Origin of the sequence: Candidatus Pelagibacter sp. Uisw_134_02, from assembly GCF_047720265.1 — a bacterium.
Lineage (GTDB): Bacteria > Pseudomonadota > Alphaproteobacteria > Pelagibacterales > Pelagibacteraceae > Pelagibacter.
Genome location: NZ_CP159813.1, coordinates 611,323 through 628,648, shown reverse-complemented (window position 1 = coordinate 628,648; position 17,326 = coordinate 611,323). Strand labels below are relative to the sequence as shown.

Below are 17,326 nucleotides of genomic sequence, written 5' to 3'. Positions count from 1 at the left end.
AAGCTATAGATTAAAATTTTCATTATGACAAATAAATATATGTATTTTGTGGCCAATTGGAAAATGTATGGGAATTTATCTTCTTTAAATACATTGGATAAAGTTATTAAATTTTCAAAATCTAAAGAAATAAAGAGAGGTAGATTAATTTATTGTCCTCCAAACACTCTAATCAGTTCTTTTTCAAAAAAATTTAGAAATTGTCAAATAGGTATAGGTGGTCAAAATTGTCATGAAAGTAAAAATTATGGCGCTCATACAGGTTTTGTTAACTGCCATATGTTAAAAAATATTGGTGCTCATTTTGTGATTATTGGTCATTCAGAGAATAGAGAAAAAGGTGAAAGTGATAAACTGATAAATCAGAAAATTAAAAGTGCTTTGGAAGCCAAATTAAAAGTTATTTTTTGTATTGGTGAAACTTTAAATGAAAAAAGAAAAAAAAAGACTTACTCAATTTTATCTAAGCAAATTAAAACTGGTTTAAAAAATATCAAGAATAAATCTAATATTTTTTTAGCATACGAACCTGTTTGGGCTATAGGTAGTGGCATTATACCAAAACCTCAAGATCTTCTTAAAACTGTAAAATTCATTAAAAATAAATTTAAAGATAGATCTACAAAAGTTTTATATGGAGGTTCTGTAAATCCTCAAAATATTACAAACTTAAGAGAAATTAATAATATTGATGGTTTTTTGATTGGTGGAGCATCTCAAAATGCTAAAAAATTTATTGATATCGTTAAAAAAACATATACTTAACCTCCATGGAAAACATATTATTAGTAATAAACCTGGTCTTAGCAACAATACTTGTTCTTTTAATACTTGTTCAAAAATCTGAAGGTGGAGCGCTTGGTATTGGTGTTTCGCAAGATAGTTTTATGCTTTCTAGATCTGCTGGTAATTTTATGAGCAAGGCCACAGCTGTAGTTGCAACGTTATTTATCATTTGTAGCTTAGCTTTAACAATAATATCTAGAGGTGAACTTGCGTCAACATCATCTGTATTAGACATCATTGAGGAAAAATCTAGTGATACACCATCAATTCCTGAAAATTAAGAATTAAAACTTTCCATTTTATTAAATAATCGCTATAAGATAATTCCATGGCACGATTTATATTTGTCACTGGCGGCGTGGTATCATCATTAGGAAAAGGTCTTTCTTCAGCTTCACTAGCATATTTACTTCAATCACGTGGTTTTAAAGTTCGTTTGAGAAAACTAGATCCTTATTTAAATGTTGACCCAGGTACAATGAGTCCTTTTCAGCATGGTGAAGTTTTTGTAACAAACGATGGTGCCGAAACTGATTTGGACCTAGGTCATTATGAAAGATTTTCAGGAATTTCAGCAAAAAAATCTGACAATATTACAACTGGTAAAATTTATAGCGAAGTTTTAAAGAAAGAGCGTAAGGGAGGTTATCTTGGTAAAACTGTTCAGGTTATTCCTCACATAACCGATCGTATTAAAGAGTTCATAAAAAATGATACATCTAAAGAAGATTTTGTAATTTGTGAAATAGGAGGAATAGTTGGTGATATTGAAAGTCTTCCTTTTGTTGAAGCTATTAGACAATTTGCAAATGATGTTGGTAAAAAAAATGCTTTATTTATTCATTTAACTTTAGTTCCTTATCTTAGAGCCTCAGATGAAATTAAAACAAAACCCACTCAACACTCTGTAAAAGAATTAAGAAGTCTTGGTATACAGCCGGATATTATTATTTGTAGATCAGAAAGACCTATCCCATTAGAGCATAGAAAAAAAATATCTTTATTTTGTAATGTTAATATTGAAAATGTAATTCAAACAGTTGATGTTAAAACTATTTATGAAGCACCGATAAGTTTTAATAGAGAGAATTTAGATAAACAAGTTCTTGAATATTTTAGTATCAAATCAAGAAAAAAAGTTAATTTAAATCCATGGAAAAAAATTACAAAAACTATTCTTCATACAAAAAAATCAATCAATATTGCAATCATTGGCAAATATGTAAATCTCAAAGATGCTTACAAATCATTAGATGAAGCCTTAACTCATGGGGGAATTGATAATAATTTAAAAGTTAATTTAGTTAGAATAGATTCTGAGAATTTAAAAATTTCTGAAATCAAAAATAAACTAAAAGGAATCTCTGGAATTTTAATACCAGGTGGTTTTGGTAAGAGAGGAACTGAAGGCAAAATTGAAGCAATTAGATATGCTAGAGAAAAAAAAATTCCTTTTTTTGGTATTTGTTTTGGAATGCAAATGGCTATTATTGAATTTGCTAGAAACAAACTTAATATAAAAAAAGCTACTTCAAGTGAATTTGGCGTAGGTGGTATCCCAATTATTGGTTTAATTACTGAATGGAATAGAGATGGAAAATTAGTTAAAGGAACTGACAAAGATTTAGGTGGTACTATGAGACTTGGTCTTTATGAGGCTAAATTAAATGAAAATTCATTAATCAAAAAAATCTATAAATCAAAATTAATTCAAGAAAGGCATAGGCATAGATATGAAGTCAATATTAGTTATAAAGAAAAATTTGAAAAAAACGGCTTAATTTTTTCTGGATTGTCTCCAGATAACAAATTACCAGAGATTATTGAGCTAAAAAACCACCCTTGGTTTGTTGCTGTACAATTTCACCCTGAATTTAAATCTAGACCTTTGGTACCACATCCTTTATTCTCATCATTTATCAAGGCTGCTAAAAATCATAAATGAAAAATATAAAAGTTAATTGTGGGAATATAGAAATTTCAAATAATAATAAGATTTGTATTATTGCTGGTCCATGTCAACTTGAGACTGAACAGCATGCTATGGATATGGCAGGTAAAATTAAAGAGATTACCTCTAAGTTTAATATGGGTTTTATTTACAAAACATCTTTTGATAAAGCTAACAGAACAAGTCTAAAAGGCCAAAGAGGTATGGGTCTTGAACATTCTTTACCTATTTTTGATAAGATTAAAAAAGAATTAGAAGTTCCAATATTAACTGACATACATAATGCTGAACAATGTCTGGTTGTGGCTCCTCATGTTGATATACTGCAAATTCCAGCATTTTTATGTAGGCAAACAGATTTACTAATAGCTGCTGCAAAAACAGGAAAAATTATAAACGTTAAAAAAGGTCAATTTCTTGCCCCATGGGATATGGTTAATGTTACAAAAAAAATTGCAAACTCAGGTAATAATAATATTTTAGTTACAGAAAGAGGAGTAAGTTTTGGTTATAATACTCTTGTCTCTGATATGAGATCTCTACCTATAATGGCAAAAAATGGTTATCCTGTTATTTTTGATGCCACACATTCAGTTCAACAACCTGGAGGTCTAGGCGAGACTAGTGGTGGTCAAAGAGAGTTTGTTGAATACTTAGCAAGAGCTGCAGTTGCAGTTGGTGTTGCGGGCGTTTTTGTTGAAACACATCAAGACCCTGATAATGCTCCGTCTGATGGACCCAATATGGTTCCACTAGATAAATTAGAAAAATTACTATCTCAATTATTTGAAATAGATAATTTAATTAAAAAATAAATGTGTAAGATTTTAAAGATAAGAGCTCGTCAAGTCTTTGATAGCCGAGGAAACCCAACAATCGAAGCTGAAATTTATTCAAAAAATTTAAGTGCCTCAGCTATTTGTCCCTCAGGTGCTTCGACTGGTACTTACGAAGCATTTGAAAAAAGAGACAACAATAATAAAAAATATTTGGGTAAAAGTGTTTTAGATGCAGTCAATTTAGTTAATACAAAAATTTCTAAAAAACTAACAGGTGCAAATATTCATGATCAAACACGTATAGACACATTCTTAATTAATCTTGATGGTACTCGCCAAAAAATAAGTTTAGGTGCTAATGCTATTTTAGCTGTATCTATGGCTACTAAGAAACTTTCTGCTAAAATTAAGAGAGTTCCTTTATATAAAACTTTTTTAGTAAAAAATAATTACAGATTGCCCTACCCATTAATGAATATTATTAATGGTGGAGCACATGCTAATAACGGATTAAGAATTCAAGAGTTTATGATTAGACCTGATAAAGCCAAAAGTTTTTCAGAAGCTATGAGAATATGTTTTGTTGTAATTAATAACTTAAGAAAATTGATTACAAAGATGGGTTTATCAACGTCTGTAGGAGATGAAGGAGGCTTTGCTCCAATGATTAGTAGCAACGAAAAAGCTTTGGATTTAGTTGTTGCTGCAATTAATAAGTCTGGTTTTAAAAATGGCAAAGATGTTTCGATTTGCCTAGATGTTGCAGCAAATGAATTAATTAAAAAAAATAAATACTCTATTCATTCAAAAAAATATGTTTCAGTAGATCAATCTATTAAAGAATATAAGAAAATAATAAATAAATACAAAATTAGATCTATTGAAGATCCATTTGGAGAAAATGATTGGATGGCATGGAGTAAATTAATGAAAAATACTCAAAATGTTCAAATAGTAGGGGATGATCTTTATGTAACTAATTTAGAAAGACTTAAAAAAGGTTTTTTAAATAATTCCTCAAATTCGATATTAATTAAACTAAATCAAATCGGTACAGTATCTGAAACGCTTGAAGTTATTAAGTTTGCACAAATTATTGGTTATAAGACAATAATTTCTCACAGATCTGGAGACAGTGAAGACACATTTATAGCAGACCTTGCTGTAGGTACAAATTCAAATCAAATCAAAACTGGATCATTAGCAAGATCCGAACGTGTTGCAAAATATAATCAATTATTACGCATAGAAGAAGAGCTTGGAAAAAAAGCAACAATGAGTAAAATTGATTAATGTTGGGTAAATTAAAAAAAAATTATTTTTTATTAATCTCTACTTTTTTAATTCTTTATTTTTTCTTTAACCTTCTAGATGGAGAAAGAGGCCTTTTTTCTTATTTTAAAAAAAAAGAAATTTTAGTTAATCTAAAAATTGAAGAAGCTAATTTATCTAACAAAATCAAAGATCTTGAATTTAAAAATTCTCTATTAAGTACAAAATTAGACCTAGATTATGTTGAAACCTTAATTAGAGAAAAATTTATGTTTGGCAAAGAAGGGGAGACCCTCTATATAATTAAAAACAATGACAATTAAACCAAGACACCCAGAAAAAGTTAACAAACCAGTGAATCCAATTAAAAAAAAACCTAATTGGATAAGGTCTAAATTAACCAATAGCAAAGAATTCTTTTTAACCAAAACTATAGTTAATCAAAACAATTTAGTAACAGTCTGTCAGGAAGCTAATTGTCCAAATATTACCGAATGTTGGAGTAAGCGTCATGCTACATTTATGATTATGGGCGACACCTGTACAAGAGCATGTGCTTTCTGTGATGTTAAAACAGGAAAACCTGAAAATTTAGATCCATTTGAGGCTTACAAAATTTCAAATGCTGTTCATAAACTTAATCTTAAGCATGTTGTTATAACTTCTGTTGATAGAGACGATTTAGAAGATGGAGGTTCCAATCATTTTTTTGATGTAATTACAGCCATAAGAAAAAAAAACCCTCAAACCTCAATTGAAGTTTTAACCCCAGATTTTTTAAGAAAGGGCGACTCTTATAAAAAAATTTTAGAAGCAGACTTAGATGTTTTCAATCATAACATTGAAACAGTTCCAAGACTTTATTTAAAAGTTAGACCAGGTGCGAGATATTTTAGTTCATTGGAACTTTTAAAGAATGTAAAAAAAATTAATAAAAAAGTTTTTACTAAATCAGGGCTAATGGTTGGCTTAGGAGAGAGTAAAGATGAATTAATTCAGGTGATGGACGACTTAAGATCTGCAGATGTAGACTTTTTAACAATTGGACAATATTTGCAACCCTCAGTAAAACACCATGCACTTGAGAGATATTATCATCCAGATGAATTTAAAGATCTAAAAAATATTGCAAAATCCAAAGGTTTTTTATTAGTTTCATCTTCACCATTAACAAGATCTTCTTATCATGCAGATGAAGACTTTGCTCAATTACAAAAAAATAGATTAGAAAAGTATAATGCCCAAAGCCTCAGTTAAGAGATTAATTGAATGCAATAAAGAACAATTAGTTGATCTTGTTCTAGATATTGAAAGTTACCCAAAGTTTATACCTTATTGTTTAGGTGCAAAAATTTATGAAAAAAAAGAAGAAAAAAATCTAATCTCAATAATTGCAGACCTTACAATAGGCAAAGGTCCTTTTAAGGCAACCTATAAAAGTGATGTCAGATTTAATAAAGATACAGACACTATCCTTGTAACCAATATCGAAGGACCCCTCAAACATTTGGATAATAAATGGGTTTTTCTTGAAAAAGATAGCTCTACCGAGATATCTTTTGATATTGATTTTGAGATTGAAAATAAATTTTTAAATATTGTAATGGATAAATCTTTTCAGTATGGTTTAGATAAAATAGCTGACTCATTTCAAAAAAGAGCTAACGATTTATTTAAGGGTAGATAAATCATTTAATTACGATATGTGTAGAAAGGTAATCTATGTCTGCAGACTTACAAAAAAGAACAATTGTTAAAACATTAACATGGCGTGTTACTGCTAGTTTAACAACTTTTATTATTGCATGGGTATTAACAGGTGACTTATTAATAGGTGCCTCTATAGGTAGTATTGAAGCTATAACTAAATTTTTTTTATATTATTTTCATGAAAGAATTTGGAATAATATAAATTGGGCTAAAAATTAGATAATATTATCTATTATATTAAGTGCAGTACTAACTGTAATCTTTTGTATAGATATTCTATTTTTATCTTTGAATAAATTTTTCTTAGCTATTATTTTGTTTCCTTTTTTAACACCAATATAAACTAAACCAACTGGCTTTAATTTTGTACCACCATTAGGTCCAGCAATACCCGTAATTGATATAGATATATTTGCTTTACTAATTTTGCTTAAATTTTTAACCATAGATAAACAACATTCTTCGCTGACAGCACCATATTTTTCTATTATTTTATTAGGAACTTTAAGAATGTTAACTTTTGCTTTATTTGAATAAGTAATTAGACCTAAATTAAATACCTTAGAAGAACCACTTATTGAAGTTATTGAACTTGATAAAAGACCACCGGTGCAGGATTCAGCAAACGAAACTTTAAGTTTCTTTTTAATTAATTTTTTTACAACTTTATTGGCTAAATTTTTCATTATAAAACATAACTTTTAATAATCATAAAACACACAAGTGATAGTACAACATAAAATCCAGCACAAATATCATCCATAATTACACCAAAACTATTTTTAAAATTTTTATCAAAAAAGCTCACTGGAAATGGTTTAATAATATCAAAATATCTAAAAAGGATAAAAAATAAGAAGTAATAAATCATAGCTTCATCAGCATCCTTTGTTGTTCCATGCGATATCTCATAAAGATATATTGGAATGGATTGACCTAGAAATTCATCAATAATTATTTCACTGGGATCTTTATTATCATTATTTTCTGTATGACTTGAAACTGCATAAAATGCGTAGACAAATATTATTATTAAACCTATCAAAATTACATTTGATGAAATATTTAACGAATGAAACAAATAGTAAAGAATAATTGTAGTTGCTAATGAACCAAAAGTTCCTGGCATAAACTTGATTTTACCTAAACCAAGCATTGTAACAAACAGTGAATTGAAAGTTTTAATCATTTTTAATTACTGAAGCAATTACCTCGCAGGCTATAGCTTTTTCTTTTCCAATTACACCTAATTTTTCTGTTGTTTTGCCTTTAATATTTATTTGTGAAGGAGAAATTTTACATATTTTTGCAATACAGCTTGTAATTTGTTTTTTATATTTTTGAATTTTAGGTTTCTGAGTAATAATATTTATATCAAGGTTATTAATTAAATAGCCTTTAATTTCTGTTTGTATGATTATTTTTTTTAGTATAATTGTAGATCTAATATTTTTTAATTTTTTGCTTTTATCAGAAAATTTTTCTCCAATATCTCCCATAGAACAAGCTCCAAGAATAGCATCTGTTATAGCGTGTAAAACAGGATCACCGTCAGAATGACCTAATGTACCAAGAGGTGAAGGTATTTTAATACCACCAAGATAAAGTATTTTATTAGGTACCAATCTATGAACATCAAAGCCTAATCCATATTTGATTGAATAATCACTTCTTATATCTGAATTTATTGTGATCTTGTTATTTCTAGCCTCACCTTTAATAATTTTTATCTTTTTTCTAGCTCTTACAAATAAGTTTGCATCATCAGTAATTGTAGCATCACTGTTATCTTGTAGAGCATATAGTTTTTTATAATTAAAAGCTTGAGGTGTCTGAATTAAATAAATATTTTCTCTTTTTAGATTTGTAACTATACCAGAATTTTTTTGTTTAATTGAGTCTGCTGTTTTAACAGCCGGAATTACACAATCATTAAATTTTAATCCATTAACTAATTTTTGTAAAAGTTTTAGAGAAAAATTAGGTCTTGCAGCATCATGAATCATAACATTTTTTATATTATCATTCCTAATACTTTTTAGAGCTTTATGTGAAGATTCTGCCCTGGTATTTCCACCAATGATAATTTTTACATCTTTGATTTTAAGTTTTTTAATATGTGTTTTATGTTTTTTATTAATAACAAGAACTATTTTATTAAATTTACCATAATTTTTTGCTTTATCTAATGAGTGTGATAGTAAAACCTTCCCTTTATAAAGGTGATATGGCTTAGGTGTTTTTGAATTAAATCTTTTACTTTCTCCACCAGCAAGTATTATAAAACAATTATTCATGATAAAAATATTTATTAATCTATTTATCTCATAATGATCAATTTTATCAAAAAAAATATATTCATTGCCTTAGTTTTTTTTATCACTTTATCATTAGCCTTTATCACTTTTTTAACATTTATAGACAAAAGCTTTTTAAAATTAACAGATAAAAATCTACAAATTCTGTTAATTGCAAATATTGGATTGTTATTACTTTTTTTCTTAATGATTTTTAATGAAGTAAAAAATTCATTAAAAATTGATGTTAATGTTAGTGGATCAAAAGCAAACAGAAAATATATAACTTTTTTTGCATTATTTACCTTGATCCCATCAATATTAATTTCACTATTTTCACTGTTTTTACTGTCGTTTGCTCTTGATAAATACCTTGATAAAAAAATTACTACAGCTGTTAATAATTCTTATGAAATAGCGAAAAGTTATACGGAAGAGGTTAGAACCAAAACACAGTCTGAGATTATTTTAATCGCATTTGATTTAAATAAAAGTATTAATTTTTTAAATACAAATATTAATCAATTTAAAAGTTTTCTTAATACTCAAAAATTAGTTAGAGGCATGGATGAAGTTCATATTATTGATGGAAATGGAAAACTTTTCCTTAGCACTCTTAAAGATGTAAGCACATACAAACCTCCCTTATTAGAGATGTTAGAGATGGTCGAAAATGATAAAAGACCATTAAAAATTATTAATGCATTCAAGAACCAAACAGCATCAATTATAAAACTTGAAAATTTTGATGGTAAATATCTTTATATAGTTAAGTATTTAGACAAAAAAATTTCACAATATTTGATAGAGTCTCAAGAGGCTCTAAATTTTTATTATACAGTTTTAAACAAACAAACTGGGATAAAGATTTCTTTTGTTTTTATTTATCTAGTTATAGTTTCACTTCTTTTATTTTTATCAATTTCAATTGCTATAAAATTTTCGTCAAGATTTTTTAGATCAATTAATAATTTAATCACAGCTTCAGCCAATATCGGTAAGGGGAATTTAAATATAAAAGTTCCAGAAATTAAAGCTGATAAAGATATAGAAATACTAAATAAAAATTTTAATTTAATGATTAGACAATTAAAGTCACAACAAGAAAAATTGATTATAAATGAGCGTCATGAAGCTTGGGAAAGTTTGGCTAGAAAGCTAGCTCACGAAATTAAAAATCCACTTACACCTATTCAGCTAACGATTGATAAATTAAAAAATAAATATTCAGAAGAAATAAAAAAACAAGATAGAGATGATTATGAAAAAAATTTAAAGATTATTGCTAAACAGATTAAGCAAATAGAGAATTTAGTTAATGAATTTTCTGATTTTGCCAGAATGCCCAAACCAATTCTTAAAGATAATAATTTACTTCCGTTAATTAAAGATAATATTAATTTAATCAACAAATTAGATGATCAAGTCTCAATTAATTTAAAGGCAAATAAATCCAATATAGTTTTAAATTCTGACAGCGAACAATTAAGTAGAGTTTTTTTTAATTTGATTAAAAATTCTATTGAAAGTATTCAGGATAAAATATTAAAAGGAACTAATTTTGAGGGTAAAATTGATATTATTTTAGAGGAATATGAAACATATATAGATTTTATAATTATAGATAATGGTTTAGGATTTGAAAAATTTGCTGATAATATAAAAAATATTTTAAACCCTTATTTTACAACAAAAACAAAGGGTACTGGCTTAGGATTGGCAATTGTAAATAAAATAATAAATGATCATAATGGTAAGATAAATTTTATTTCAATTAAAAATGGAGCAAAGATACAAATTATATTTATTAAATAATGAGCACTGAAATACTAATTATTGATGACAACACAGATATTCGAAATATTATCAATGATTTAATTATTGAGGCTGGTTACAAAACGAGATTAGCTGCTAACTACAATCAAGCATTAAATGAAATTGATAAAAAACTTCCAGACGTTGCAATTATTGACGTAAAGTTAGACAAAGGAGATAACGATGGTTTGGAACTTTTGTCACATATTAAAACTAAAGATAAGAACATCCCTGTAATAATTATTACAGGTCATGCTAATGTTGAAATGGCAATTAAGGCTCTCAAATCTGGAGCTTTTGAATTTATTGAAAAACCATTTAACCAAGAAAGATTAATTAATTTTATTGATAGAGCTGTAGAAAATATAGATCTTAAAAATAGAAATAAAGAATTCGAAAATAAGCTTTTTTATTCATATGATTTAATTGGTGATAGTGAGAATTCAAAAGCTATAAAAGAACAAATAAAAAAAATTTCAATCTCTGAAAGTAGAATTTTTGTAAATGGCCCAACAGGCTCAGGTAAAGAACTAATAGCTAGAAAAATACATAAAGAGTCCAAAAGACAAAAAGGACCTTTCGTAATTTTAAATGGTGCTTTACTAGATATTGAAAAATATGAGTCAGAACTTTTTGGAGAAGAAAAAAATAATGGATCAATTTCATATGGTGCATTAGAAAAATCTACTGGAGGAATTCTTTTAATTGATGAAATTTCTGAAATTCCACTTGATACTCAATCTAAAATTTTAAGAGTTTTAATAGATCAAAAATTTAAACGAATTAATGGAAGTCATGATATTAATGTAGATGTAAGAATTATATGTTCATCAAGTAAAGATATCAAAAAAGAAATTAAAAATGGTAATTTTAGGGAGGATCTATACCACAGACTAAATGTATTTGAAATTAATGTAGATCCCTTAAAAGATAGAGTTTCTGATATTCCCTTATTAGTAGATTATTTTTCAGAAAAAGTTTCTAAAAACTACAACTTAAAAAAATTAAATATTGATGTTAATAATGATTATTTACTTAATTATGATTGGCCAGGAAATGTTAGAGAATTGAGAAATTTAATAGAAAGAATTGCAATATTATCACCAGACAGTTCTGATAAAATTTCCAATATTATTAAAGAGTCATTAAAAAAATTAGATATTAAGAATATTCAACCAGAAAACTCTTTATCTATACCATTAAAAGAAGCTAGAGAAAATTTTGAAAAGGAGTATTTAACTACTCAATTAAAAAAATTTAATGGCAATATATCAAAAACTGCTGACTTTATTGGAATGGAAAGATCAGCTCTTCATAGAAAATTAAAAGGTTTGGGGATCAAGGAATTAAACTAATGAATATAATTATTTGTGGAGCAGGTAGGGTAGGTTTTACTATAGCAAAGATTTTAAGTGAACAAGGTCACTCCATAACTGTAATTGATCAATCTAGTGAAGATATTCAGAAAATTGATGATATCTTAGATGTTAAATCCATAGTTGGTAAAGCAACTTATCCATCTATCTTAGAAAAAGCAAATGCGATGGAAGCTGATATGATCATAGCAGTTACGCGTAATGATGAAATTAACATGTTAATATGTCAAATAGCTTTTTCAATTTTCAATGTACAGAAAAAAATAGCAAGGATAAGATCACAAGATTATTTAAACCCAAAATTTACAAAAGTTTATAATAAAGAAAACTTACCAATTGATGTAATTATTTCACCAGAAATAGAAATTGCTAAATCTTTACAAAGAAAATTAGAAGCTCCTGGTGCTTTAGATAACGTCCCATTTGCAGACAATAAAATTCGATTACTTGAAATTTTGATTAATGAAAATTGTTCTTTAAAAGATATCAAGCTTAATGAAATAACAAAAAAATTTCCTAAATTGAATGCTAATATTATGGGAGTAATTAGAGAAGAAAAATTTGTTGTTTTAAAAAAAAATGATATAATGCGAAAAAATGACAAGGCCTATGTGGCAATCAACGCTTCGCAGATGAAAGACACCTTGATTGCATTTGGCCATAATGAAAAAATTTCAAACAAGATATTAATAATAGGTGGTGGAAACATTGGATTTAACTTAGCTAAAAATCTTGAAGAAAGCTTTGACTCTGCAAGAGTAAAGATTATCGAAAAGAGTAAAGAAAGAGCAGAAGTTATTGCAAGCCAACTTAACAACACTATTGTGATAAATGGCGATGCTTTAGATGAGGAAGTTTTAATAGAAGCGAACATAGATGAAGTTCAAACAGTATTAGCTCTAACAAATGATGATGAAGATAATTTGATGGTGAGCGTATTAGTTGAAAAATTTGCAAAAGATAATACAGAACTAAATGATAAAAGAACGATGGCATTAATAAATAAACCCAATTACTCTTTGCTTCAGTCTTCATTAAAAATTGATGATTTTATTGATCCTAGAATGAATACTGTATCCAGTATATTAAAACACATACATAAAGGTACAATAGAAAACGCATATAGCATTTTAAATGGAGAATATGAAATTATTGAAGCAGAAATAATTGAAACATCAGAATTGATTAACAAAGAATTAAAAAATTCAAATTTACCAGACGAAATACGTGTTGGTGCAATTTTAAGAGGAGAAGAGGTAATTATTCCAAGATCAAATTTTATATTTAAAAAAGAGGATATCGTTGTTTTATTGGCAAAAAAAGATTTTTTAAATATTGTTGAGAACATGTTTCGTATAAGCTCAGTCTAATCAAATGAATTATGTTAAACTCATTTATTTGAGTGTATTTTTTGGAATAATCTCAATTCTTTCTTTTTTAAATATTGTTTATTCATATTATTTTAATCTGTATTTGAATTTAAATACTTACATATATACATTTATAATATCTATTATTTTAACATTAATATTTTATTTATCCAAAAATAATGATGAAAAAAAAACTACAATTTATGAAAAAATACTTACAATATTTTTTGGATATTTTTTTATACCACTAATAATTGCTATACCATTTTATTTTAGTATTTATAATTTAACATTTATTAATTCTTATTTTGAAGCAGTCTCTGGTTTTACATCAACTGGTTTTACAATATTTGATAATATAAATCACATTGATCAAAGCTTAATTCTATGGAGATCATCATCACAGTGGGTTGGAGGTCTTTATTTCCTATTTTCAATTATACTATTATTGGATATTTTTGACCATAGTTTTAAAAAATCTTTAACTAACTTTATATCATTTGATAAAGCAGAAACTTTAAAACAATCGTTTAAAATTTTTTTGTTATATTCATTATTAACATTTGGAATTTTTATTATTTTAAATATTTTTGAAATTAGAATGTTTAATTCTTTAAATCTTGCAATGACAATTACTTCTTCAGGTGGATTTTTACCATCCAATAACTTATCCAATATCTTGATAAACAATACTCAAATCATAATTACATCTTTACTTATGTTGGTTTCTTTTTTTAGTATTTTTTTGATATATAATTTAATCTTTACAAAAAATCATAATTTAAATTTTTTTAATGAAGACATTCATTTATTATTTTATTTTTTAACTTTATTAGTTTTATTTTTTGTTTTTTTTAATTTCGATAATAACTTTAGTGAATTATTTTTATCCTTAACTACTAGTGTTTCTAATATAGGTTTTTCTCTAGACAATAGTTCGTCAAGATTATCATTTATTTTTTTAATATTAGTTATGATTGGTGGCTCTTTTTTTTCTACAAGCTCTGGTATTAGATTTTTAAAAATTTATTCTTTATTCAAATATTCAATAAATGAAATACTGTCTTATAGTAGACCTAAAAACATCTTTATCAATAAACACTTATTTTCTAAAGAATTTTTTCAATTAAATGAAATTTATAAATATTTTTTAACAGTAATAATTTTTATTATGTCGATTTTAATTTTGTCTTTTTTATTAACATTGAGTGGAATTGAATTTGAAAATTCTTTTAAGCTTTCAATCTTAACATTAATGAATACTGTTAATTCCTCCACATATGGACTTGCAGAGTTCAGCTTTTATGACTTACCCTTTTATACTAAATATTATCTTATTTTCTTTATGATTATCGGTCGACTTGAGCTTTTGACCGTATTAATTATTTGCAAAAAATTTCTTTTTAAAAATTAAATTCATACTATAAATAGACCTAATATTATTATATTTGCGCTCTTAGCTCAGCTGGATAGAGCATCGGTTTTCTAAACCGAGGGTCGGTGGTTCGAGTCCACCAGAGCGCACCATTTACTATATATATTGTTGATTTATAAATTATTACTATATATAGATATAAAGTCTTTTATACGTTCAATTTTTCTTTGATCGCTTTCAGATAATGATAAATACTAAATTTAATTCAGATATTATATTTGAATTATTTGTTAACAAATAAATAAATAAAAACAGAGGAATAAAATATGTTTAAATACGTAAAACAATTAACTTCTCTAGTAGCTATGGTTGCAGTTCTGTTTACTTTTACAACAGAAACAATGGCTGCTAAGAAGTCAAAAACTCTTAAAAACACTCAGAAAAAAGGTTTCGTAAGATGTGGTGTATCTCAAGGTTTACCAGGATTTTCAAATGCTGACGCAGCTGGAAATTGGACTGGTGTAGACGTTGATGTATGTAGAGCAGTTGCTGCCGCGGTATTAGGTGACGCGAACAAAGTTAAGTTCACTCCACTAAGTGCTAAGGAAAGATTTACAGCTCTTACTTCTGGCGAGATTGATATCTTATCGAGAAACACAACTTGGACACTTTCAAGAGATGCTGACATTGGTCTTACTTTTGTTGGAGTTAACTTTTACGATGGTCAAGGTTTCATGGTTAGAAAAGACTTTGGAATTACTTCAACTAGCCAATTCAAAAATGGAATCTCAGCTTGTACTAACATTGGTACAACAACTGAGTTAAATATGAGAGACTTCTTTAATTCTAAAGGAATTTCTTATACTCCAGTAGCTTTTGAAAAAGCTGATGAAGTTGTAGCTGCTTATGATGCTGGTAGATGTGATACTTATACTACCGACAAATCAGGTCTTGCTGCACAAAGAACTAAAATGACTAACCCTGATGATCACATCGTACTACCTGAAACTATTTCAAAAGAGCCATTAGGCCCTGTTGTTAGACAAGGTGATGCAGTATGGGAAGATATCGTAAGATGGTCTTTAAATACTATGATCGAAGCTGAGGAGTATGGAATTACTTCTGCTAATGCCGATTTAATGAAAACTTCAGAAAACCCACAAATTAAAAGACTTGTTGGTGCTGAAGGTGACATGGGTGCTGCATTCGGTTTAGATAACGAATGGAACTTGAGAATTATCAAGCAAGTTGGAAACTATGGTGAAAGTTATAAGAGAAATATAGCTGACACTGGTATTTTACCTGACAGAGGTCCAAATCAATTATGGACTAAAGGTGGTATTTTATACGTTCCACCTTCAAGATAGTTTAAGTTATAAATTAGTAAAAAGGGCTAGATTTTCTAGCCCTTTTTTTATACATATTCAGGGGTAACTAACATCACATAAAATGAAGCTTAAAAAAATTCTACCTCAATTATTCACATTACTATTCATAATTTTAATCTTTGGTTTCTTTACAATGAATGCCCAAGAAAATATGGATACAAGAGGTATAGAATTTGGTTTTGGGTTTTTAAACAAAGCAGCTTCATTTGATATTCAGTTTTCACTTATAGATTATGATGGCTCAATGTCATATGCACGTGCTTATTTAGTAGGATTATTAAATACTCTTTTAGTTTCATTTATTGGTATTATATTGTGTACTTTATTAGGAGCAGTTGTTGGTGTTGCTAGACTATCACCAAATTATTTAATCAGAAAAACAGCTAGCTTTTACATAGAATTTTTTAGAAATATTCCTTTATTATTACAAATATTTTTTTGGTATTTTGCAGCATTAAGAGCGCTACCGATGCCAGAAGATGCCCCATTATTGCTAGGATCTTCTTTTATGACAATAAAAGGACTTTATACCCCAGCACCCATTTGGAATAATTTTGATATTTTTATGATTGCACTAATTATTGCATTAGTGGTTATTTTCTTTTTTAATAAGTTTGCTAAAAAACAACAAGAGGAAGATGGAACTCAATATCCTAAATTTTTTATCTCATTAGGTATTTTTATTTTAATACCTGCCTTAACTTTTTTAATAGGTGGTGTAGAGATTTCTTGGAGTTTTCCAGAACTTAAACAATTAGCATTGACCTCATTTACCTTTGAGGGTGGAATGGGTATACCACCAGAATTAATAGCATTAACTCTTGCATTAACACTTTATACTGCAACATTTATTGCTGAAAATGTCAGAGCAGGAATTCAAGGTGTAGGTAAAGGTCAAAAAGAAGCTGCGGCTTCAATCGGACTAACACCCAGTCAAGTTTTAAAATTAGTAGTTTTACCTCAAGCTCTAAGAATTATAATTCCACCAACAACAAACCAATATTTAAATTTAACTAAAAATTCATCTTTAGCAGCAGCAATAGCATATCCAGATTTGGTTTTAGTATTTGCAGGTACAGCAATGATGCAGACGGGTAGAGCGATTGAGATTGTTGGAATAACGATGGCCACTTACTTAACAATAAGCCTTTCAATATCTTTATTAATGAATTGGTATAATAAACGTATTGCGATACAGGAAAAATAG

Annotated in this window: 18 protein-coding genes and 1 tRNA gene; 16 read left to right on the top strand and 3 right to left on the bottom strand. The window is 27.5% G+C overall.

The window, feature by feature from the left end; all coding sequences use genetic code 11:
* Positions 1-24 precede the first annotated feature (24 nt).
* The 9 genes from tpiA to ABXT56_RS03475 are packed head-to-tail and all read left to right on the top strand — an operon-like array spanning position 25 to position 6,717.
* Positions 25-765 (top strand): triose-phosphate isomerase, encoded by a 741-nt coding sequence (gene tpiA, locus ABXT56_RS03515; protein ID WP_415301323.1) that lies wholly within the window; start codon positions 25-27, stop codon positions 763-765.
* A 5-nt stretch (positions 766-770) separates the two neighbouring features.
* On the top strand, positions 771-1,067 hold the full coding sequence (gene secG, locus ABXT56_RS03510) for a preprotein translocase subunit SecG (RefSeq protein ID WP_415301321.1): 297 nt from the start codon (positions 771-773) through the stop codon (positions 1,065-1,067).
* Positions 1,068-1,114: 47 nt separating this feature from the next.
* Positions 1,115-2,731, top strand: coding sequence for a CTP synthase (locus ABXT56_RS03505; protein ID WP_415301319.1), 1,617 nt, complete (start codon positions 1,115-1,117; stop codon positions 2,729-2,731).
* Positions 2,728-3,552, top strand: coding sequence for a 3-deoxy-8-phosphooctulonate synthase (gene kdsA, locus ABXT56_RS03500; RefSeq protein WP_415301318.1), 825 nt, complete (start codon positions 2,728-2,730; stop codon positions 3,550-3,552). The genes ABXT56_RS03505 and kdsA overlap by 4 nt, the downstream gene beginning before the upstream one ends.
* Positions 3,553-4,809, top strand: a complete 1,257-nt coding sequence (eno, locus tag ABXT56_RS03495) for a phosphopyruvate hydratase (RefSeq protein WP_415301317.1) — start codon at positions 3,553-3,555, stop codon at positions 4,807-4,809.
* A complete protein-coding gene (locus ABXT56_RS03490) occupies positions 4,809-5,111 on the top strand; it encodes an FtsB family cell division protein (RefSeq protein WP_415301315.1) in 303 nt (100 codons plus the stop codon). The genes eno and ABXT56_RS03490 overlap by 1 nt, the downstream gene beginning before the upstream one ends.
* On the top strand, positions 5,101-6,045 hold the full coding sequence (lipA, locus tag ABXT56_RS03485) for a lipoyl synthase (protein WP_415301313.1): 945 nt from the start codon (positions 5,101-5,103) through the stop codon (positions 6,043-6,045). The genes ABXT56_RS03490 and lipA overlap by 11 nt, the downstream gene beginning before the upstream one ends.
* Entirely contained in the window at positions 6,026-6,475 is a 450-nt protein-coding gene (locus ABXT56_RS03480; RefSeq protein ID WP_415301311.1) for a type II toxin-antitoxin system RatA family toxin, read from the top strand. Before lipA ends, ABXT56_RS03480 begins: the two co-directional genes overlap by 20 nt.
* A 35-nt stretch (positions 6,476-6,510) precedes the next feature.
* Positions 6,511-6,717, top strand: a complete 207-nt coding sequence (locus ABXT56_RS03475; RefSeq protein ID WP_415301309.1) for a DUF2061 domain-containing protein — start codon at positions 6,511-6,513, stop codon at positions 6,715-6,717.
* Here the strand turns inward: ABXT56_RS03475 and ABXT56_RS03470 are convergent.
* From ABXT56_RS03470 to ispF, 3 genes are read right to left on the bottom strand one after another with little or no spacing between them, the layout of a single operon-like run.
* Positions 6,714-7,184 carry a CinA family protein gene (locus tag ABXT56_RS03470; protein ID WP_415301307.1) on the bottom strand — a complete coding sequence of 157 codons (471 nt, stop codon included), beginning with the start codon at positions 7,182-7,184 and terminating at the stop codon, positions 6,714-6,716. The two genes, ABXT56_RS03475 and ABXT56_RS03470, sit on opposite strands and share 4 nt — an antisense overlap.
* On the bottom strand, positions 7,184-7,687 hold the full coding sequence (locus tag ABXT56_RS03465) for a phosphatidylglycerophosphatase A (RefSeq protein ID WP_415301305.1): 504 nt from the start codon (positions 7,685-7,687) through the stop codon (positions 7,184-7,186). Before ABXT56_RS03465 ends, ABXT56_RS03470 begins: the two co-directional genes overlap by 1 nt.
* Complete coding sequence (ispF, locus tag ABXT56_RS03460; protein ID WP_415301303.1) at positions 7,680-8,795, bottom strand: 2-C-methyl-D-erythritol 2,4-cyclodiphosphate synthase; 1,116 nt, start codon at positions 8,793-8,795, stop codon at positions 7,680-7,682. The genes ABXT56_RS03465 and ispF overlap by 8 nt, the downstream gene beginning before the upstream one ends.
* Before the next feature lie 33 nt (positions 8,796-8,828).
* On the opposite strand from ispF, the gene ABXT56_RS03455 reads away from it, so the two are divergent.
* The 7 genes from ABXT56_RS03455 (at position 8,829) to ABXT56_RS03425 (ending at position 17,326) form a co-directional block, all read left to right on the top strand.
* Positions 8,829-10,610 (top strand): ATP-binding protein, encoded by a 1,782-nt coding sequence (locus tag ABXT56_RS03455; protein WP_415301301.1) that lies wholly within the window; start codon positions 8,829-8,831, stop codon positions 10,608-10,610.
* Complete coding sequence (locus ABXT56_RS03450; protein ID WP_415301299.1) at positions 10,610-11,965, top strand: sigma-54-dependent transcriptional regulator; 1,356 nt, start codon at positions 10,610-10,612, stop codon at positions 11,963-11,965. The genes ABXT56_RS03455 and ABXT56_RS03450 overlap by 1 nt, the downstream gene beginning before the upstream one ends.
* Positions 11,965-13,356, top strand: a complete 1,392-nt coding sequence (trkA, locus tag ABXT56_RS03445) for a Trk system potassium transporter TrkA (RefSeq protein WP_415301297.1) — start codon at positions 11,965-11,967, stop codon at positions 13,354-13,356. The genes ABXT56_RS03450 and trkA overlap by 1 nt, the downstream gene beginning before the upstream one ends.
* A gap of 103 nt (positions 13,357-13,459) precedes the next feature.
* Entirely contained in the window at positions 13,460-14,770 is a 1,311-nt protein-coding gene (locus tag ABXT56_RS03440; RefSeq protein ID WP_415301295.1) for a potassium transporter TrkG, read from the top strand.
* Positions 14,771-14,806: 36 nt separating this feature from the next.
* Positions 14,807-14,883: transfer RNA gene (locus tag ABXT56_RS03435), tRNA-Arg, on the top strand.
* A 174-nt stretch (positions 14,884-15,057) separates the two neighbouring features.
* Entirely contained in the window at positions 15,058-16,098 is a 1,041-nt protein-coding gene (locus tag ABXT56_RS03430; protein ID WP_415301293.1) for an amino acid ABC transporter substrate-binding protein, read from the top strand.
* Positions 16,099-16,180: 82 nt separating this feature from the next.
* The gene (locus ABXT56_RS03425) at positions 16,181-17,326 is read left to right on the top strand and encodes an amino acid ABC transporter permease (RefSeq protein WP_415301291.1); all 1,146 of its coding nucleotides are present in this window, start codon (positions 16,181-16,183) and stop codon (positions 17,324-17,326) included.